General features: G+C 61.1%; 20 protein-coding genes and 1 pseudogene. 11 read left to right on the top strand and 10 right to left on the bottom strand.

Features of this window, described 5'->3' with window-relative positions:
* Window positions 1-5: 5 nt before the first annotated feature.
* Window positions 6-110: pseudogene (locus tag IB248_RS09975) on the bottom strand (LysR family transcriptional regulator); the annotation flags it as partial.
* A gap of 282 nt (window positions 111-392) precedes the next feature.
* Here IB248_RS09975 and IB248_RS09970 point away from each other — a divergent pair.
* Window positions 393-1,529: a site-2 protease family protein gene (locus tag IB248_RS09970; protein WP_192240758.1), complete on the top strand. Its 1,137-nt coding sequence runs from the start codon at window positions 393-395 to the stop codon at window positions 1,527-1,529.
* A gap of 206 nt (window positions 1,530-1,735) precedes the next feature.
* Here the strand turns inward: IB248_RS09970 and IB248_RS09965 are convergent, their stop codons facing one another.
* Window positions 1,736-2,632, bottom strand: a complete 897-nt coding sequence (locus tag IB248_RS09965) for a LysR family transcriptional regulator (protein WP_018856900.1) — start codon at window positions 2,630-2,632, stop codon at window positions 1,736-1,738.
* Between the two features lie 132 nt (window positions 2,633-2,764).
* On the opposite strand from IB248_RS09965, the gene IB248_RS09960 reads away from it, so the two are divergent.
* From IB248_RS09960 to glcF, 3 genes are read left to right on the top strand one after another with little or no spacing between them, the layout of a single operon-like run.
* A complete protein-coding gene (locus IB248_RS09960; protein WP_018856901.1) occupies window positions 2,765-4,204 on the top strand; it encodes an FAD-linked oxidase C-terminal domain-containing protein in 1,440 nt (479 codons plus the stop codon).
* On the top strand, window positions 4,201-5,406 hold the full coding sequence (gene glcE / locus IB248_RS09955; protein WP_192240757.1) for a glycolate oxidase subunit GlcE: 1,206 nt from the start codon (window positions 4,201-4,203) through the stop codon (window positions 5,404-5,406). Before IB248_RS09960 ends, glcE begins: the two co-directional genes overlap by 4 nt.
* A 3-nt stretch (window positions 5,407-5,409) precedes the next feature.
* A complete protein-coding gene (gene glcF, locus IB248_RS09950) occupies window positions 5,410-6,723 on the top strand; it encodes a glycolate oxidase subunit GlcF (protein WP_192240756.1) in 1,314 nt (437 codons plus the stop codon).
* A 112-nt stretch (window positions 6,724-6,835) separates the two neighbouring features.
* Here the strand turns inward: glcF and IB248_RS09945 are convergent, their stop codons facing one another.
* Both IB248_RS09945 and IB248_RS09940 read right to left on the bottom strand, forming a co-directional pair.
* The gene (locus tag IB248_RS09945; RefSeq protein ID WP_192240755.1) at window positions 6,836-7,516 is read right to left on the bottom strand and encodes a L,D-transpeptidase; all 681 of its coding nucleotides are present in this window, start codon (window positions 7,514-7,516) and stop codon (window positions 6,836-6,838) included.
* A 135-nt stretch (window positions 7,517-7,651) separates the two neighbouring features.
* Entirely contained in the window at window positions 7,652-8,392 is a 741-nt protein-coding gene (locus IB248_RS09940) for a L,D-transpeptidase (protein ID WP_112644321.1), read from the bottom strand.
* 210 nt (window positions 8,393-8,602) lie between these two features.
* Between IB248_RS09940 and IB248_RS09935 the strand changes: the two genes are divergently transcribed.
* Window positions 8,603-9,232 carry a DNA-3-methyladenine glycosylase I gene (locus tag IB248_RS09935; protein ID WP_192240754.1) on the top strand — a complete coding sequence of 210 codons (630 nt, stop codon included), beginning with the start codon at window positions 8,603-8,605 and terminating at the stop codon, window positions 9,230-9,232.
* Entirely contained in the window at window positions 9,229-9,708 is a 480-nt protein-coding gene (locus IB248_RS09930) for a hypothetical protein (RefSeq protein WP_018856906.1), read from the top strand. The genes IB248_RS09935 and IB248_RS09930 overlap by 4 nt, the downstream gene beginning before the upstream one ends.
* 7 nt (window positions 9,709-9,715) lie before the next feature.
* Here IB248_RS09930 and IB248_RS09925 read toward each other — a convergent pair whose 3' ends face one another.
* Window positions 9,716-10,420, bottom strand: coding sequence for an HAD family hydrolase (locus tag IB248_RS09925; RefSeq protein ID WP_018116678.1), 705 nt, complete (start codon window positions 10,418-10,420; stop codon window positions 9,716-9,718).
* Between the two features lie 237 nt (window positions 10,421-10,657).
* Between IB248_RS09925 and IB248_RS09920 the strand changes: the two genes are divergently transcribed.
* Window positions 10,658-11,707 carry an aldo/keto reductase gene (locus tag IB248_RS09920; protein WP_112656848.1) on the top strand — a complete coding sequence of 350 codons (1,050 nt, stop codon included), beginning with the start codon at window positions 10,658-10,660 and terminating at the stop codon, window positions 11,705-11,707.
* 54 nt (window positions 11,708-11,761) lie between these two features.
* On the opposite strand, the gene IB248_RS09915 is transcribed toward IB248_RS09920, so the two are convergent.
* The 3 genes from IB248_RS09915 to IB248_RS09905 form a co-directional block, all read right to left on the bottom strand.
* Window positions 11,762-12,121, bottom strand: coding sequence for a DUF305 domain-containing protein (locus IB248_RS09915; RefSeq protein ID WP_025659458.1), 360 nt, complete (start codon window positions 12,119-12,121; stop codon window positions 11,762-11,764).
* Between the two features lie 69 nt (window positions 12,122-12,190).
* Window positions 12,191-12,556 (bottom strand): hypothetical protein, encoded by a 366-nt coding sequence (locus IB248_RS09910; protein ID WP_246779225.1) that lies wholly within the window; start codon window positions 12,554-12,556, stop codon window positions 12,191-12,193.
* Between the two features lie 90 nt (window positions 12,557-12,646).
* Complete coding sequence (locus tag IB248_RS09905; RefSeq protein ID WP_192240753.1) at window positions 12,647-13,405, bottom strand: hypothetical protein; 759 nt, start codon at window positions 13,403-13,405, stop codon at window positions 12,647-12,649.
* A 138-nt stretch (window positions 13,406-13,543) separates the two neighbouring features.
* On the opposite strand from IB248_RS09905, the gene hisS reads away from it, so the two are divergent.
* From hisS to hisG, 3 genes are read left to right on the top strand one after another with little or no spacing between them, the layout of a single operon-like run.
* Entirely contained in the window at window positions 13,544-15,058 is a 1,515-nt protein-coding gene (gene hisS, locus IB248_RS09900; RefSeq protein WP_018856911.1) for a histidine--tRNA ligase, read from the top strand.
* Between the two features lies 1 nt (window position 15,059).
* Window positions 15,060-16,178, top strand: a complete 1,119-nt coding sequence (locus IB248_RS09895) for an ATP phosphoribosyltransferase regulatory subunit (RefSeq protein WP_192240752.1) — start codon at window positions 15,060-15,062, stop codon at window positions 16,176-16,178.
* Window positions 16,178-16,873 (top strand): ATP phosphoribosyltransferase, encoded by a 696-nt coding sequence (gene hisG, locus IB248_RS09890; RefSeq protein ID WP_025659453.1) that lies wholly within the window; start codon window positions 16,178-16,180, stop codon window positions 16,871-16,873. Before IB248_RS09895 ends, hisG begins: the two co-directional genes overlap by 1 nt.
* Before the next feature lie 79 nt (window positions 16,874-16,952).
* Here hisG and IB248_RS09885 read toward each other — a convergent pair whose 3' ends face one another.
* A complete protein-coding gene (locus IB248_RS09885; protein ID WP_025659452.1) occupies window positions 16,953-17,396 on the bottom strand; it encodes a DoxX family protein in 444 nt (147 codons plus the stop codon).
* Window positions 17,397-17,609: 213 nt separating this feature from the next.
* On the opposite strand from IB248_RS09885, the gene IB248_RS09880 reads away from it, so the two are divergent.
* Complete coding sequence (locus IB248_RS09880) at window positions 17,610-18,320, top strand: glutathione binding-like protein (RefSeq protein WP_018856915.1); 711 nt, start codon at window positions 17,610-17,612, stop codon at window positions 18,318-18,320.
* 62 nt (window positions 18,321-18,382) lie between these two features.
* Here the strand turns inward: IB248_RS09880 and IB248_RS09875 are convergent, their stop codons facing one another.
* Entirely contained in the window at window positions 18,383-18,829 is a 447-nt protein-coding gene (locus tag IB248_RS09875) for a hypothetical protein (protein WP_037089657.1), read from the bottom strand.
* Between the last annotated feature and the right edge of the window lie 250 nt (window positions 18,830-19,079).

Genomic DNA, 19,079 nt, shown 5'->3' with positions numbered 1-19,079 from the left:
AACCTCTAGCGTTCCCAGTAGGGAACCGGGCCGCAGATCTCGGCGAGATAGTCGATGAACAGCCCTACCTTGGCCGGCAAGAACTGGCGGCTGGGAAAGACTGCAGAAAGCCCCCGCCTCGTGAGCAGGGCCTCAAGACTAAGCGGGCCAGTGGGTTTTGGGTGCCAGGTCCGCCGCGCCGGTCCTTAGGATCCAATCTCCCGGTTCGATCAACCCTGAAATTTTGCCTGTCGCGGTGACTGGAAAAGGCGACAAGGTATTGCGCATTAATCGCACTAGATCTCTATTAGGGGTAGTGAAGATTGTAAGCCACAGGTCGCTGTTTCATCCTGAGGTGCTCTGATCCCGGCAAGCGCTTATAGTGCACCCCCGCATTTCCTGGAGTTATGAAGATGGGTTGGTCTCTGAATCTCGGCACGATCGCTGGCACGACCATTCGCGTTCACTTCACCTTTCTGCTTCTGCTCGTCTGGATCTGGCTGATGCACTACCAGATCGGCGGCACGGCGGCCGCGTGGGAGGGCGTTATCTTTATCCTTGCCGTCTTTGTCTGCGTGGTCCTGCACGAATTCGGCCACATCACAGCCGCCCGGTATTTTGGCATTCGCACGCCCGACATCACGCTTCTGCCGATCGGCGGCGTGGCCAGGCTCGAACGCATGCCGGAAGAGCCGGGACAGGAGTTCGCAATCGCGATCGCGGGGCCGCTCGTGAATGTCGCGATCGCCGTGCTGATCTTCATCGCGTTGGGAGGGCCGGCGGCCGTCGAGCAGATGGCGGAGATCGAGGATCCACGCACGAATTTTCTCGTCAGGCTGGCGGGCGTCAATGTATTCTTGGTTCTCTTCAACATGATCCCGGCCTTTCCGATGGACGGCGGACGCGTCCTGCGCGCCGCCTTGGCCTCGCGCCTCTCCTGGTCACGCGCGACCCAGATCGCCGCCGCGATCGGACAGGGGCTGGCCTTCGTCTTCGGTTTCGTCGGGCTCTTCTACAATCCGCTGCTGATCTTCATCGGCATCTTCGTCTATCTCGCCGCGGCGGCGGAAGCACAGAACGCGCAGATCCGGCAGGTGGCGACCAGCGTGCAGGTCGGGGATGTGATGGTCACGGAGTTCGCCCGGCTGGAACGGTCCGCAACGCTCGACGAGGCGGTCGAGATGCTGCTCGCCACCACGCAGCACGAGTTCCCGGTGGTCGACTCCGCCGGCCATCTCATAGGATTGGTGACCCGCGACGACATGATCCGGGCGTTGAAGGAAAAGGGGCCAGCCGCTCCCGTCACCAGCGCAATGCGGAGCGACATTCCCAAGATACATTATCGCAAATCTCTGGAGGAAAGCCTGCGTCTTATGCAGGAGGCAAACGCTCCGGCAGTCGCCGCGACCGACAATATGGGACGGCTTGTCGGCCTCCTGACACACGAAACCATCGGTGAGATGCTGATGGTCCGTTCGGCCGTCCCGGATGCATTCCGCTTTGGCCGCCTGCGCGGGAACGGGCCAAGAACCGCTCGACCCAGCGGCTAACTATTCTTGAAGTGACGCCATAAACCCTGCCGCCTGGGCTTTGGAACAACGGTCGTCGACGACGTTGCGCGCCATCTCCTCTCGACAAAGCGGCATCAAAACCGGCGTTCTCATGGATGTTCAGTCGGAGCGATCCTGCAAGGCTGAGTGTGTAACTCCAGTCTCCTTAATCCGCTCCGAATGGACAACCTCCTGAAAACCCACAGCTAGCGTTCCCAGTAGGGAACCGGTCCGTAGATCTCGGCGAGATAGTCGATGAACAGCCGTACCTTGGCCGGCAGGAACTGGCGGCTGGGATAGACCGCGGAAAGCGTCACGTTGCGCGATCCTTCGTAGGCAATAAGGATGTGCACCAACCGTCCGTCTTGGAGCTCCCTGCCGATGTCCCAGGTGGAGCGCAGCGCGATGCCGAGCCCCGATATGACGGCCTCCCTGATGACCTCGCTTGAATTGGTGACGAGCATTCCTTCCGGCCGCAGGGAAAGCGGACCCTCCGGCCCCTCCAGCCGCCAGGCATCGTTGTTGTGGGCGGGCAGGCAGCGGTGGTGCTTGAGATCTTCGATGGTCTGGGGCGTGCCGTTAGCGGCAAGATAGTCCGGCGATGCGCAGAGCAGGCGACGCACGGGGGCAAGGCGCCGCGCGACGAGGCTTGAGTCCGTCAGTTCCGCAATACGGATGGCAAGGTCGAAGCCTTCGCCGATGATATCGGTGAATTCGTCGCTGAGCACGAGATTGATCGCCAAACCGGCATGCATATCCATGAAGGATTTCAGGTGCGGGGCGACATGCATGCGTCCGAACGAGGTGGGCGCCGTCACCTTCAGCGTGCCCTGCATCTGCGCCGAGCGTCCGGAAATGTAGTATTCGGCCTCCTCGATGCCGGCGAGAATGCCAAGCACGCGATCGTAGAAGCCCTGGCCTGCCTCCGTCAGGGAGATCTGCCGCGTCGTGCGCTGCAGGAGCCGCGTGCCGAGCCGATCTTCAAGCCGTTTTATCCGCTTCGACACGACCGCCGGCGAAAAGCCGAGAGCCCGGCCGGCAAGCGACATGCTCCCCGTCGAAACGACCTTTGCGAAAATTTCGAGATCACCGAGATTGGTCATTCGTCAGATTGTTTATCCTTTTGGAATAAGTGCTTAGCATTTGCGCCGTAATCGGGAAAGTGCTAAGCCCGACTGAGCCGGCAGCGCAGAGGATGTCTCCGGTTTTCGCTGTCGGAGCGAAGGGAGAGAGTCATGTCCGATACTATTTCGTTTCTCGCCCCGCGTGCCGACGTGCTTGCCCGCCGCAGGCAGATCGTCGCAGATCTCATCGACCTGCTGCCGCCGGAATGCCTGGTGCACGAGGCGCGCGAGTTGATGCCGTTCGAGACCGATGCCTTCGTTTCCTATCGCCGGATGCCGCTTGCTGTTGCCCTGCCGCGGACGACCGCGGAAGTGGCTGCGGTCATGAAATACTGTCATCGCTATGGCGTGCCGGTGGTGCCGCGCGGCGCCGGAACGTCACTCTCGGGCGGAGCAATCCCACAGGAGGATGCGGTCGTCATTTGCGTTTCCAAGATGAACCGCATTCTCGAAATCGATCTGGCCAACCGCGTGGCGGTCGTCGAAGCCGGCGTAACCAACCTGAATATTTCAGAATCCGTCTCGGCGGACGGCTTCTTCTATGCGCCCGATCCGAGCTCACAGCTGGCCTGCACGATCGGCGGCAATATCGGCATGAATTCCGGTGGCGCGCATTGCCTGAAATATGGGGTGACGACCAACAACCTGCTCGGCGTCAAGATGGTGCTGACCGATGGCACCGTCATCGATTTCGGCGGCAAGGCATTGGACGCCGGAGGCTACGACTTGCTTGGCCTTGTCTGCGGACATGAGGGCCAGCTTGGGATAGTCACCGAAGCGACTGTCCGCCTGATCGCCAAACCGGAGGGCGCGCGGCCGGTCCTCTTCGGCTTTGATACGTCCGAGGAGGCGGGATCCTGTGTCGCCGACATCATCGCATCAGGGATCATTCCCGTCGCGATCGAATTCATGGACAAGCCAGCGATCGAAATCTGCGAGGCCTTCGCCAAGGCCGGCTATCCGCTGGATGTGGGGGCGCTATTGATCGTCGAGGTCGAAGGATCGGAGGCGGAAATGGACGACATGCTGAAGAGCATCGTCGAAATCGCGCGCAAGCATGGCGTGAAAACCGTCCGCGAATGCCAGTCGGCAACCGAGGCGGCGCTGATCTGGAAGGGCAGGAAATCCGCCTTCGGCGCGACTGGCCGGATAGCAGACTATATCTGCATGGACGGAACCGTGCCGCTCAGCCAGCTTTCTTATGTGCTGACGAAAACCTCTGAAATCATCGACAGCTATGGGCTTCGCGTCGCCAACGTCTTCCATGCCGGCGATGGCAATATGCATCCGCTGATCCTGTTCAATGCGAATGATCCGGAAGATGCCGCCCGTGCGGAAGCTGCGGGGATGGAGATCCTGAAGCTCTGTGTCGATGCGGGCGGCTGCCTCACGGGCGAGCATGGCGTCGGCATCGAAAAACGCGACCTGATGCGTCATCAGTATTCCGAGGCGGACCTGGAGCAGCAGATGGCGGCGCGCGCCGCCTTCGATCCGGCCTGGCTCCTGAACCCCTCCAAGGTTTTCCCGCTCGAGGGACGTCCGGCCGCATGATCGATCTATCGCCCACAACGGACGAAGAGGCCGCGGCAATCGTCCGCAGCCACACCGAGGCCGGCGAGCCGCTGGCGATCTGCGGCGGCAACACTCGCGCGGGTTTCGGGAACGCCGTGGCGGCGGAAAGCCGCCTGCGGTCGTCCAATCTGCGGGGCATCACGGCCTATAATCCCGGCGAGATGGTTTTGACCGCTCGCTCGGGAACGCCGTTGTCCGAGATCGAAGCCGCACTCGCCGAGAACGGTCAAATGATGGCCTTTGAGCCCATGGACCATCGGCCGATCATGGGAACGACAGGTGAGCCGACAATCGGCGGCGTCTTTGCCGCCAATGTCTCGGGGCCGCGCCGTTTCGTCGCCGGCGCTGCGCGCGACAGCCTGCTTGGCGTGAGCTTCATCAACGGCAAGGGCGAGATCATCAAGGCAGGCGGCCGCGTGATGAAGAACGTCACCGGATTGGATCTCGTCAAGCTGATGGCTGGCTCGCACGGCACGCTGGGCTTCCTGACGGAAGTAACTTTCCGCGTGCCACCGCGGCCGAGAACCGAAGCAACGATCGTCATCTCGGGGCTGAACGATGCGGAGGCCGCCAACGCCATGGCGGCGGCGATGGCGCTGCCGGTCGAAGTCTCCGGCGCCGCACATCTGCCGATGACCGTCGCCTGGAAATTTCTCGACAGTACGCTCTCCGAAGGCGAGGGAACCTGTCTCAGGATCGAAGGCCTGCCCGGCTCAGTCGATGCCAGGGCAACCAAGCTCGCCGCAGCCATGGCGGCATTCGGATCCGTCACGCGCTTCGAGCAGGCAGACAGTGTCCGTCTCTGGAGAGATATCCGCGATGTCGCGCCCTATGCCGACGGTACGGCTCGACCGGTGTGGCGCGTCTCCGTCGCCCCAGGGACCGGCCATCAGCTGGTCGCGGCACTTCGCCTCGAAGCCGGTGTTGACGCATACTATGACTGGCAGGGCGGCCTGATCTGGATGCGGATGGAGGCCGACGCGGATGCGGACCTTTTGCGCCGGTTCATCAAGGCGCTGGGCGGTGGCCATGCGACATTGATCCGCGCACCTGAAAAGATGCGATCTGGGATTGCGGCCTTTCAGCCCCAGCAGGAGGCTGTGGCCTTGCTATCGCAGCGACTGAAACTGAAATTCGATCCCGCCGGCATCTTCAATCCCGGGAAGATGGCAGGAGCTTGAGGCATGCAGACCAATTTCACCCCGGCCCAACTTGCCGACCCGCACGTTGCTGAATCCGAGAAGATCCTGCGCAAATGCGTGCATTGCGGCTTCTGCACCGCGACCTGTCCGACCTATGTCACGCTCGGCAATGAGCTCGATAGCCCCCGTGGGCGCATCTATCTGATCAAGGACATGCTGGAAAACGGGCGCCCGGCCGACGCCGAGGTCGTTACCCATATCGACCGCTGCCTCTCCTGTCTCGCCTGCGTAACGACCTGTCCCTCCGGTGTCGATTATATGCACCTCGTCGACCATGCGCGGGCGCACATCGAAAAGACCTACAAGCGTCCTTTCATGAACCGGCTCGTGCGCGCCATCCTTGCTGCTGTTCTGCCTTATCCCGATCGGTTTCGCCTCGCGATCAAGCTGTCGTCAGCGGGGCGGCAGTTCGCAGGACTTTTAGCGCGCGCGCCCGCATTGAAACCATTTGCCGCGATGCTGGCGCTGGCGCCGCGTCGCATTCCTCCCGCCTCCGCCTATGCCGCGGCGGCAAGCCACCCGCCGGTCGGCGAGAAACGCGGTCGCGTCGCGATCTTGACTGGCTGCGCGCAGCCGGTTCTCGATCCCGGGATCAACGAGGCAACAATCAGGCTCCTGACACGGCTTGGTGTTGAAGTCGTCGTTCCCAAGGGAGAGGTTTGTTGCGGCTCGCTCGTCCACCACATGGGACGGGAAGAGCAGGCATTGGCGAGCGCACGTGCCAACGTCGATGTGTGGACGCGTGAACTCGAAGAAGGCGGGCTCGACGCAATCATCATTACCGCTTCCGGCTGCGGCACGACGATCAAGGACTATGGCCATATGCTGCGGCTGGATGCTGCCTATGCCGAAAAGGCGGCACGCGTTTCGTCCTTGGCGAAGGACATCACGGAATATCTCGCATCGCTCGAGCTCCCCGCGCAGATGCCGAAGGGCATCATCGTCGCCTATCACTCTGCCTGCTCGATGCAACACGGTCAGAAAATCACGATGGCGCCGAAGCAGCTGTTGAAGGCGGCCGGATTCAATGTCCGCGATCCTGCCGAAGGTCACCTCTGCTGTGGGTCGGCGGGTACCTACAACATCATGCAATCCGACATTTCCGATGCGCTCAAGACCCGCAAGGTCAAGAACCTCGAAGCAACGAAGCCGCGTGTGATCGCAACCGGAAATATCGGCTGCATGATGCAGATCGCGACAGGGACGGCGATTCCGATCGTTCACACGGTGCAATTGTTGGATTGGGCCTACGGCGGAGATATGCCGGAGAAACTAAAGGATCTTCCGCTGGCTTAGAGGTGCCGGATCGTCCGGTGGTCTCGAAAGCCCATGCATCGCATAGCCCTTGCGACCCCGCATCCGCGGTTTGAGATCGGCGACCGGTTGCCCGGCCGCCTAATTGCTTGGCTTAGCCGCCGAAAATCGTCCGCAGCACGTCGATGCCGCGATCTTCGAAGCTGATTTCGCCCTGCTTGTTGCCAGGGCCGACGACGATGACCTTCGTGCCGACGGGCGCACGATCGTAAAGATCGATCACATCCTTGTTCATCATGCGGATGCAGCCGGACGACATGTTGAGCCCAATCGACCACGGCTGGTTGGTGCCGTGGATGCGGAAGCTCGTATCGTTGCCGCCCTTGTAGAGATACATGGCGCGGGCGCCAAGCGGATTGTCCTCGCCGCCTTCCTGGAAGGTCGGGAGGATGTGGCCCTTCGCCGCCTCGCGAACACGCATCTCAGCCGGCGGCGTCCAGCCCGGCCATTCTGCCTTGCGGCCGATCTTCACCACGCCCGACCAGCCGAAGCCCTCGCGCCCGACGCCGATGCCATAGCGCGTCGCGCGGTCCTTGGTTTCGACGAGATACAGGAACCTGTGGTTGGTATCGATGATGATCGTGCCGGGTGCCTCGTTGGTGATGAGGTGCACACGCTGGCGCTTGAACTGCGGCTTGACCGACTTCGGCGGTGCGGCGACCCGAACGACAGGCGCGCCATCGTGAGCGGGTGTAATCGGCTGCGCCGAGACCGATGCGGACATGGAAGTGACCAGAAGGCCGGTGGCCGCAAGAGCCGTCGCGAATTTCAGCATGGTTGATTCCCTCAAAGCAAAACCGGACCGAAGCTACCCTAACTTCGATCCAGTTCAAGATGTCGGCGCGGAATGAAACAGCTGCGATGTCTAATTGCAACTATTCTTGGCCGCGCGCCCGATATTCGGGAGCCTTTACATGACGATGACGCGGGTTCCAACCTTTACCCGCTCGTAAAGGTCAACGACATCCTCGTTGCGTAGCCGGATGCAGCCGGAGGAAACGGCGTTGCCGATCGTCCAGGGGGCGTTGGTACCGTGGATGCGGTAGAGCGTCGAACCGAGATACATGGCGCGCGCGCCAAGCGGATTCTCGGGACCGCCGTCCATGCGCGCCGGGAGATAGTGGCCCTTGGCGGCTTCGCGGCCAACCATTTCGGCTGGCGGCGTCCAGTCCGGCCATTCGGACTTGCGGGTAATCTTGTGCACGCCGGCCCATTCGAAGCCTGGCTTGCCGACGCCCACTCCGTAACGCCGCGCCTTGCCGCCCTCCATTACCAGGTAAAGGAAGCGGCTGTTGGTATCGATGACGATCGTGCCGGGCCGTTCCTTGGTGTCGTAGGTGACGATCTGCGGCAGAAATTGCGGCTCAAGCTGGCGGCGGACGACTGGGACGCCGGGATTGATGGCGGACACCGGTTGCGCCACGGCGGCCGGAGCGCGGCCGAAGACGCCGGATGTGAACAGACCGCGTTTCGGAAAGGCCGGTTGTCGGTAGACGACGGGACGAACCTTGCCGCCGAGCTGCATGACCCATGGGGCTGCAAGGTCCGGGCTTAGCACGACCGGCGGGCGCGTTGCATAACGGTCGTCGCCGAGCGCAGCGGTGGAAAAGACGCCGAGCATCGCTGCGGCGAGCAGAAGGGATTTCATCATCGGACGGACTCTCTACAAATGGCCGAAAATGCACGGACGGCAGCGGCCGCCTGCCGCCACGCTGCCACCGTTCCCGCCAGCGAATCGTAAATTTGAATTCATTCAAGTCCGAAGCGAGAGATAAACTTTTCGTCAGGGTTATCGTTCGGTTTGGAAAGAGAGTTTGCAAATGGTAAAGCCGGATTCGCAGCACGAAAGCGAAGCGGGATCATGAGCGATACGGGCATCATCATCGGCGAAGACGGCAAGAGCCGTTGTCACTGGCACGCCAACCTCCCGGATTACCTCAAGTATCACGACGAGGAATGGGGGCGGCCGGTAACGGATGACATCCGCCTCTTCGAGAAGATCTGCCTGGAGGGGTTCCAGTCCGGTCTCTCCTGGCTCACCATCCTGCGCAAGCGCGAGAATTTCCGCGCTGCCTTTGCCGGCTTCGACTTCGAGAAGGTTGCGCTCTTCGACGACAGCGATATCCAACGCTGCCTCGCCGATCCCGACATCGTGCGCCATCGAGGCAAGATCGTCTCGACGATCAACAACGCCCGCCGTGCGATCGAACTGAGGCAGGAGTTCGGGTCGCTCGCCCGGTATTTCTGGAGCTTCGAGCCCGGTCATAACGATAGGCCAAAGGTGGTCGATCGTGCCACTGTCATGGCCAACCCGACAACGCCGACATCGGTTCTCATTTCCAAGAATCTGAAGAAGCGCGGCTGGACGTTTGTCGGCCCAACCACAGTTTATGCCTTCATGCAGGCAATGGGTCTCGTCAACGATCACATCGAAGGTTGCTTCTGCCGCGTCGAAGTAGAGGCGATGCGTAATGCGCTGGTGCGCCCATGAAGGCGCTCGCGGCAACCGTCGCATTCTGCCTGGTGGCATCCGTAGCGTTCGGCCAGTCACCGGAGCTGCAGCCCGGCGAGCGACTGGAGAAGCTGCAGTTTCCGGCTGCAACCATGGAGCTCAAGGGCTGGACGAAGCTCGGCAACGGGCGGGTTTACACACTTCCCGTCAAGGCTGGCCAGCATGTGAAGATCAGCTTTGCGACCAAGAGCAAGTTTGCCTTCCTTTCGATCTTCGATCTGGCAACGCCCGACGAGGAGGCGATCTTTGGTACCGATGAGGATGGCACCAGCTACACCGTCACGGTGAAGGACAACACCACCTGGCTGCTGCGGCCCTATTATTCCAAGGCGTCGCCGCGCCGCGGCCTGGGCGCGCCCTACAGCATTCTCGTCGAGCCGCAGGCAACAGCGCCGCAGCCCACGGCTCCGGCTGAACAGCAATCGCCGTCGCCACTTTTCCCTTCAAGGCAGTAATGAGGGGCTAGCCCAGGCCTTCGATCAACCTGCGCAGTTCTCCGAGATGTTCGATCTTGCGAAAGCGCGGTGCGTCCTTCGGTTCCTCGACATGCTCGACGACCCAGGTGAGTTCGTGCGGCACGAAGACGCCGTAGCTGCCGGCGGCAATCGCGGGGACAATGTCTGATTTCAGCGAGTTGCCGACCATCATCGCCCGTTCCGGGCCACCGCCGACCTTGGAGAAGATCCGCCGGTAGGTCACGGCGGTCTTGTCGGAGACGATCTCGACGGCGTGGAAGAAGTCGCCAAGCCCGGATTGCGCGAGCTTACGCTCCTGATCGAAAAGATCACCCTTGGTGATCATCACCAGCAGGTAGTTTTCCGAGAGCGCCGCCAAGGTCTCCTGCACATGCGGCAGGGTCTCGACGGGGTGAGAAAGCAGGTCGCGGCCGGTGTCGAGGATATTGGCAATGACACTGGCGGGCACCTTGCCCTCGGTGACCTCGATCGCCGTCTCGATCATGGACAGCGTAAATCCCTTGATGCCGAAACCGTACTGCCGGAGATTGCGCTTCTCTGCCTCCAGCAAGCGCTCGGAAATTCTTGGACCATTTGCAAAATCGGCCAGCAATTCCGTGAAATGCGCCTCGGTAAGCCGATAGTATTGCTCGTTCTGCCAGAGCGTGTCGTCGGCATCGAAACCGATGGTCGTCAGCATGCGGGTCGTCATCGCCCATCTCCGAGTAATCTGGTTTGAATCTATTGAAAGATGGCCGCGATACAAGAGCATCGCAAAGCCGTGAGGCGAGTACACGGCATGTTGAAATGCCGCCGCCTCGCCTTACATCGATAGTGCCTTCCACGCGGCCGCATTCCGGCTGCTCCTGTCATGTGCAGGCCAACAACCAAAAAATGAACTCATCTGTCCGTAGGCAAGCCTGCGGTCGTCACAAGGAAATTTTCGACCATGCGTTACAATCAACTTGGAAATACGGGACTATTCGTCTCGGAAATCTGCCTCGGTACGATGACATTCGGCGCCGCCGGCGAAAACAACCTTTGGGGCTCGATCGCCGACGTCGACCAGAAAGCCGCCGATGAAATCGTTGCGAAGTCGCTGGCATCGGGCGTCAACTTCATCGACACGGCCGACGTCTATTCCTTCGGCGAATCCGAAAAGCTGCTCGGCCAGGCCCTGAAGAACCTCAGCGTTCCCCGTAAGGACGTGGTCATCGCCACGAAAGTCTATAGCACCATGGGCGACAAGCCGAACGACCGCGGCGCCTCGCGTGGCCACATCATGGATTCGGTCGAGGCCAGTCTGAAGCGGTTGCAGACCGATCATATCGATCTTTACCAGATCCATGCCACCGATCCGGTCACGCCGATCGACGAGACGCTGCGAGCCCTGGACGATCTCGTATCCCGCGGTCTCGTGCGCTATGTGGGTGTCTCCAACTGGCAGGCGTGGCGCATCGCCAAAGCGCTCGGCATCTCGGAACGTCGCGGTCTTGCCCGGTTCGAGACGGTACAGGCGTACTATTCGATCGCCGGCCGCGATCTCGAGCGTGACATCGTGCCGATGATGCAGGAGGAAAAGCTTGGTCTAATGGTCTGGTCGCCGCTGGCGGGCGGTCTTCTCTCCGGCAAGTACGGGCCGGGAGCGCCGGGCAACGGGGAAGGACGCCGCGCCTCGTTCGACTTCCCGCCGGTCGACAAGGATCGCGCCTGGGCCTGCGTTGCCGTGATGCGCGAGATCGCCGCGAAACACGGCACAAGCGTCGCGACCGTCGCGCTTGCCTACATCCTGGCGAAACCTTTCGTGACGACTGTCATCATCGGCGCAAAACGCGTCGAGCAGCTCGACCAGAACCTGGCGGCCGTCAACCTGAAGCTCGATGTGGACGACCTGAAGAAGCTGGACGAGGTCAGCGAACTCGCGCCCGAATATCCGGGCTGGATGCTGGCGCGGCAGGGGGCAGCCCGACGGCCGGAACCTTTCGAACCGAAGGCCTGATCAAGGCCTTGTGAAGGCGGACGCCGGGGCTTCGTGCTCCGGCGTCCTTTGCGATTACTTGCCGTGAGCCTTCAGCCAGGCCTGCATATCGGCGATCTCAGCCTCCTGGGCCTTGATGACGGCTTCCGCGAGCTTGCGAATTTCCGGATCCTTGCCGTACTCCAGCTCGATTTTCGCCATGTCGATCGCACCTTGATGGTGCGGGATCATGCCGCGGACGAAGTCGACATCGGCGTCGCCGCTATACTTCATCGTCATGTCCTTGTGCATTTTAGCGTTCGCCTGCGCAAAGGCGTGGCTCGATGCGCCGTGGTCGCCCATTGGCTTGCTCATGTCCATTTTCATCTCCTCTGCGAAGACGGGTGCGGACGAGAGTGCGAGCGTGGCCGCTATGGCGAGAACTTTCAGAGACATGGGATTTCCTTCCTCTGTCTGATACTGGAATTCAATGCGCGGCCGAAGCCGCAGCGTTCATGAAGACCGTCAGACAAGCCGGGGAGGCGGCGCCAGCGGTGCTGGGCGGGCATCCTGCATGGCGTGAGCCGGTCCGGGCGCAGGATAGGAAAACACCTGCTTGCCGGTCGCGGCGATGACGCTCAATGGCGGAATGACCAGGCAGGCCGAACAGAAGGGCATGTGCACCATACCGGCGGCCGAACAAGGATCCTGCTGCGCCGGCGACGACTTGGCCTTCTCGCCCATATCCATGCCGGCCATATGCTGATGCTCGGCGCTGGGCGTCGCAGCGACCGGCTGCATGGACAGGCATGTCGGACAGCCAGCCCATGCGGACATGGTGCCGAAGGCAAACCAGCCGAAAACCATCGCTATGATTGCAAGAAACCGCATATCGTCAAAATAGGTGCAGCGCGCGAAGAAGCCAAGCCCGCTTTATACACTTTGGCGAGAGAAGCGTCGGCCGACGTGCGGAGGCTGGCGCTAGTACGCGGCAACGACCTGATGGACGATCTGATAGTCATTGCTCTCTTCGCCGAGTGGCGCCACGGGCCACTGCCAGTTGGCCCGAACCGATGACAGCGCCACGCCGTGCAGCAGATCAGTCTCGTCATGAACCTTCCCCTGTCGGTCTATCACGGCATAGGAAACATCGGTAACCAGGCATGTCTTGCAGGGCGCTGCCTCAAGCGCCGACCGGTGCGCCTCGATCAGTTGTGCGACGGTATCGGCGGGCATGGCGCCGGCCTGTTCCGCCTCGTAGCGGCGTTGTGCGCCGCGACCGATCTGGGAGAGGAGATTGGCCGAGACGACGAAGTCGAGATACGGAACGCTTCTCAGGAACGCCAGCGGCTCTGGTTGTTTGCTCGCGGCAAGCTCGTCGTAGCCGGAGAGATCGCGCTCGATCAGCCGAACATTGCTGTGCCGCTTGAGCCGCAGCCAGAGGCGCACCGAGGCAAGATGCACGACATCGACGAGGACGACAGTGCCAAAGGTCCTGGCTAATTCCTCAATAGGCACGTCGCGGAGCAGGCCCGAGCCCAAAACGACCGCCGTCCTCCTCTGCCGCAACTCCGCAATGGCACTTCTCACAGCGTTCCGGCTTCGCTCCTCGTGCTCCGCCCATTGCCGGCTGCAACGGCCGGCGCGGGACCAGAGATTGACGGAGTATCGGATGAACCGGCGATGCGCCTTCAATGTCATCGGAACGGTGGCAGCATAGAGAAGCGCCTCGGCAATCATCGTGTAGCTCCCGCCATTCGATCCATTCTCTCTCGTTCAATCGATTCTGTGTTCCTGATCAAGGGCCTTCGCCCTTGCCGCACCCGGCCCTTTCCGCTAGGTAACCGCCACTGTCACAGCGAGCGGAATACCTTGGAAATGAACGACAAGCAGAAGAAACCACAAAAGCTCAAGGCCAGACTTCCCCGCGGCTTCGTCGATCGTTCGGCAGCCGACATTCGCGCCGTCAACGAAATGACCGCGAAGATCCGGGAAGTCTACGAGCATTATGGTTTCGATCCTGTCGAAACGCCGCTCTTCGAATACACCGACGCGCTCGGCAAGTTCCTGCCGGATGCCGACCGGCCGAACGAGGGCGTCTTCTCGCTGCAGGACGACGACGAGCAGTGGATGTCCTTGCGCTACGACCTGACGGCGCCGCTCGCCCGTCATGTTGCCGAGAATTTCAACGAGATCCAGCTGCCGTACCGCACCTATCGCGCCGGCTATGTCTTCCGCAATGAGAAGCCGGGCCCCGGTCGCTTCCGCCAGTTCATGCAGTTCGACGCCGATACGGTCGGTGCGCCGGGCGTGCAGGCCGATGCGGAAATGTGCATGATGATGGCCGATACGCTGGAAGCCCTCGGCATCAAGCGCGGCGACTACGTGATCCGCGTCAACAACCGCAAAGTTCTCGACGGTGTTCTCGAAGCAATCGGTCTCGGCGGCGATGACAAGGCCGGCCAGCGCCTCAACGTGCTACGCGCCATCGACAAGCTCGACAAGTTCGGTCTCGAGGGCGTTGCTCTCCTGCTTGGTCCCGGCCGCAAGGACGAGTCTGGCGACTTCACCAAGGGTGCTGGTCTCGACCAGGGACAGATCGACAAGGTTCTCTTCTTCGTCGGGATCAAGGACTATACCGAAAGCGCTGGCCAGCTTGCCGAGCTGGTTGCCGGAACGTCCAAGGGTGCGGAAGGCGTCGAGGAGCTGAACTTCATCGGCGCATTGGTGCGAAGCGCCGGCTATCAGTCGGATCGCGTCAAGATCGACCCCTCGGTTGTTCGCGGCCTCGAATATTACACCGGCCCGGTTTACGAAGCCGAGCTCCTCTTCGACGTGACTAACGAGAAGGGCGAGAAGGTCGTCTTCGGTTCCGTCGGTGGCGGCGGTCGCTACGACGGTCTCGTGTCCCGCTTCATGGGCCAGCCCGTGCCGGCCACTGGCTTCTCGATTGGCGTCTCTCGCCTGATGACGGCGCTGAAGAACCTCGGCAAGCTCGGCCAGGCCGAGGTCATCGAGCCGGTTCTGGTCACTGTCATGGACGGCGATGTCGAGTCGATGGGCCGCTACCAGCACATGACGCAGGAATTGCGCAAGGCTGGCATCCGCGCCGAGATGTTCCAGGGCAACTGGAAGAAGTTCGGCAATCAGCTGAAATATGCCGACCGCCGCGGCTGCCCCGTCGCCATTATCCAGGGCGGTGACGAGCGGGCGCAGGGCGTCGTGCAGATCAAGGACCTGATCGAAGGCAAGCGCCTGTCCGGCGAGATCGAGGACAACGCCAGCTGGCGCGAAGCGCGCGTCGCACAGGAGACAGTTGCCGAAGGCGACCTCGTCGCCAAGGTGAAGGAAATTCTGGCGGCGCAGGCCGAAGACCGCAACAGGGCGGGCTGAGATGGCCCTGATCAACCTGCCGGACTTCTCCGGCGAGCTCCTCTCAGAGTTTGCGGCGCGAAAGACGGAGCGGGTAGATACGCCCGTCATCCAGCCGGCCGAACCATTTCTTGACATCGCCGGCGAGGATCTTCGCCGGCGCATTTTCATGACCGAAAGCGAGACGGGCGCCAGCCTTTGCCTGCGGCCGGAGTTCACGATCCCCGTCTGCCTGCGCCACATCGAGAGCGCGACCGGCACGCCGAAGCGCTATTCCTATCTAGGCGAAGTTTTCCGCCAGCGGCGTGAAGGCGGCAACGAGTTCTATCAAGCCGGGATCGAGGATCTTGGCGACATCAATATTGCCGCTGCCGACGCGCGTGCGATCGGTGATGCGATCGGCGTGCTGGAGCGCGTCGTTCCCGGCAAGCGTCTTGCGGTGACACTCGGCGATCAGGCTGTCTTCGAAGCAGTGGTGCAGGCGCTTGGCCTGCCGCTCGGCTGGCAGAAGCGCCTGATCCATGCCTTCGGCAACATGAGCCAGCTCGAAGCTCTGCTGGCAAGCCTCGTCAGCCCTCAGTTCGTAACTGGATTGAGTGACGAGATGGCACATCTGATTGCCGCCGACGATGAAGCAGCACTTGTTGCACACATAGATGCGACGATGCAGGCGACGGGCTATTCGACGAATGCCAGCCGTTCGCCGCTCGAAATCGCGCGCCGTCTGAAGGAAAAGCTGATCCTCTCCGAAACGCGCCTCGATGATGCGGCCTTCCGCGTGCTGGAAGAATTCCTGTCGCTGAACGTACCGCTGATCAATGCTTCGGCGGCCTTGGCCGGTTTTGCCGACGCCGCGGGCCTCAAGCTCGGCAACGCGCTGGCGCGTTTCGACGGCCGCGTGGCCGCTCTGGCCAATGCCGGCGTCGATTTGGCGCTGATCGATTACCGCGCAGCCTTCGGGCGTCCGCTGGATTACTACACCGGCCTGGTTTTCGAGATCGGCGTCCAGGGCACGTCGGCGGTTCTCGCCGGTGGGGGCCGTTTCGATCGCCTGATGACCTTCCTGGGCGCCAAGGAACGCATTCCCGCCGTCGGCTTCTCGCTCTGGCTGGATCGCATCGAAGCCGAGAGGGCCGTATGATGACGATTACCATCGCATTGCCCTCCAAGGGCCGGATGAAGGACGATGCCTCGGCGATCTTCGAACGCGCCGGGATCAGGATCACCGCTGTCGGCAACGATCGCTCCTATCGCGGACGCGTCGAAGGTTGGGACGACGTCGAAGTTGCCTTCCTTTCCGCCTCCGAGATTTCCCGTGAACTTGGCAGCGGCACCGTCGATTTCGGTGTCACCGGCGAAGACCTTGTCCGCGAGGGCCTGGCGGAGGCCGACAAGCGCGTCGAGATCTGCGCGCGTCTCGGATTCGGCCATGCCGATGTCGTGGTTGCCGTTCCTGAAATCTGGCTCGACGTCGACACTATGGCCGATCTCGGCGATGTTGCTTCCGACTTTCGCGCCCGTCACGGCCGGCGCCTGGCGATTGCCACGAAATACTGGCGGCTGACGCAGCAATTCTTCTCCAGCCAGCACGGCATCCAGCTCTACCGGATCGTCGAAAGCCTTGGGGCAACGGAAGGGGCGCCTGCCTCGGGATCGGCCGATATCATCGTCGACATCACCTCGACTGGTTCGACTCTTCGCGCGAACAACCTGAAGATCTTGTCCGACGGCGTCATCCTTCGCTCCCAGGCCTGCTTCGTCAGGGCACGCAAGGAAAGCCACGCGAACGACGCGACCGTTCAGCGGCTGATCGACGCCGTTCGCTCGGCACTCTGACCATCGCCAAATCAACACACGAAAAAACCCGCCGTCTGGTGACGGCGGGTTTTTCATGCTTGGGAGGATGCTTGATCGCTTAGGCGACTGCGTAGGCGCCGCGGCGTGCGTCGAGCGAGTAGAGGCCCGGGCCGACAATGGCGAGGAAGATGTAAGCGCCGGCCAGCGTGAAGTTCTTCATGACCATGATCTGGTTCAGGGCGTTGATCCAGCCGAGAGCGGCAGCCGGGAAATCCGGAACGTTGACCGTCGGCAGGTGGAAGACGACAGCGGTGAAGATACAAAAGGCTGCGAGCAGCCAGCCGACGATCTTCGTCTGGTAGCCGACGAGAACCGCGAGGCCAGTTACAAATTCAAAGGCGCCTGCGAGATAGGTCAGGGCAGTCGACGCCGGAAGGCCAGCACCGGCGATCATGCCAGCGGTTCCAGCCGGATCGGTCAGCTTGCCGAAGCCGGCAAGGATGAACATGAACGACAAGAGGACGCGAGCGACAAGAATGACAATATTGTTGGTATTCGACATGAACGTTGTCTCCGTTGAATGGCGTTTGAGGTTGTTGTGCCCCGGCACGGTTGCAACCCCGGATGCCACTTTGTCGCCTTTTTTTGCTGTTGTGGAAAGATAGACGGAAAGGGACACTTCGTTCTCTATTATTGAACGACCGATCTTGGCGAAGTCGGCTTGCCATCGATGGTGCGCCTCTTTTATGGTCGGCCGCCCAAGATGGAGACCCCGATGGCAGATCTTTCCGCATTTCCGATCACGACGCGCTGGCCAGCAGCGAACCCGGATATCATCCAGCTTTACTCGTTGCCAACCCCGAACGGCGTGAAGATATCGATTGCGCTTGAAGAGCTTGGCTTGTCCTATGAACCGCATCTGATCTCGTTCAGCACGAACGACCAGAAGTCGCCGGAATTCGTATCGCTCAATCCCAATGGCCGCATCCCGGCAATCATCGATCCCAATGGCCCCGATGGAAAGCCGATCGGCATTTTCGAATCCGGTGCCATCCTGCTCTATTTGGCAGAGAAGACAGGCAAACTCATTCCATCAGATACAGCCGGGCGCTACGAGACGATCCAGTGGGTCTTCTTCCAGATGGCCGGTATCGGACCGATGTTCGGACAGTTCGGGCACTTCTACAAATTCGCGGCCGATAAGGTTGCCAACAACTCGTATCCGATGGAGCGCTACCGCGACGAATCAAAGCGGCTTCTGAGCGTACTGGAAGCACGCCTCCAGGGTCGCCAGTGGATCATGGGCGATCTCTACACGATCGCCGATATCGCCACCTTCCCGTGGCTCCGCGGTGCCGACATCTTCTACGGCGGGCGTGAGGTGTTGGATTATAAGAGCTTCCCGGCCGTGATGGACTGGCTAGAGCGCTGCATCGCCCGGCCGGCCTCGGAAAAGGGGTTGAATATCCCGGCACGGCCTGCGTAAATCTGAGGCAAATATGCAAAAAGCCGGTCCAAAAGGCCGGCTTTTTTCATGTGCGGGAGCGTCTATTGGCGCCTGGCAAACTCGCCGCCGGTATTCGTCTTGAAACGAGGGAAGATGAAAACACCGAGCATGCTGCCGTGATTAGCATCGTCGTGGCCGTTCGACTCGCCCATGCAGAACAACGGCTGACGGAAGCCATTCGACATCATGATGGTGGTCGAGAAACAGAAGGATGAGGAGAGCGTCGCAGCCTGCTCGAAGAGTTCCAGGATGTGATCGTGATCCTTCGGATCGTAGCAGCGCATGAGGCTCAGGAGCCCGCATACCCGCGCCGGGAGTCCGTGCAGCAGGGCGCTCCATTCCTTGAGGCGGATCACGCCGCTGGACAGGTCTCCGACCCAGGTTTCCGAAATGGAAAACTGCGCCAGCATTTCAGGATCATGATTGCTGATATCCAGTGAGCCCGGCATAAGCGGTGCCGCGGCGTTGGTTCTCGCGATTTTGAACAAATTTTTCCCCAGCTTAGGTGCGGCTTCCCCCGCCGCACGTCCGGCAAAAATGAGCAGGTTCATGTTGCACCGCGCATCATGCTCGGGCGACCGGGAAATGGGGTCTGGATTGCCGGTTCTTCTCACGGAACCGCTTCCAATTTCACGGGGGCGTTACTCAACTTCTAATATATTTTTCGGGAAGGGGTTGTCCCGAATCCTACGTCGCATTCTCGTGGTCAGGATCGATGCGCATCGTGACCCATCGGCT

The sequence above is a fragment of the Rhizobium sp. RHZ01 genome (genome assembly GCF_014851595.1).
GTDB lineage: Bacteria > Pseudomonadota > Alphaproteobacteria > Rhizobiales > Rhizobiaceae > Rhizobium > Rhizobium altiplani.
This window is presented reverse-complemented; position numbering and strand designations above follow the sequence as displayed.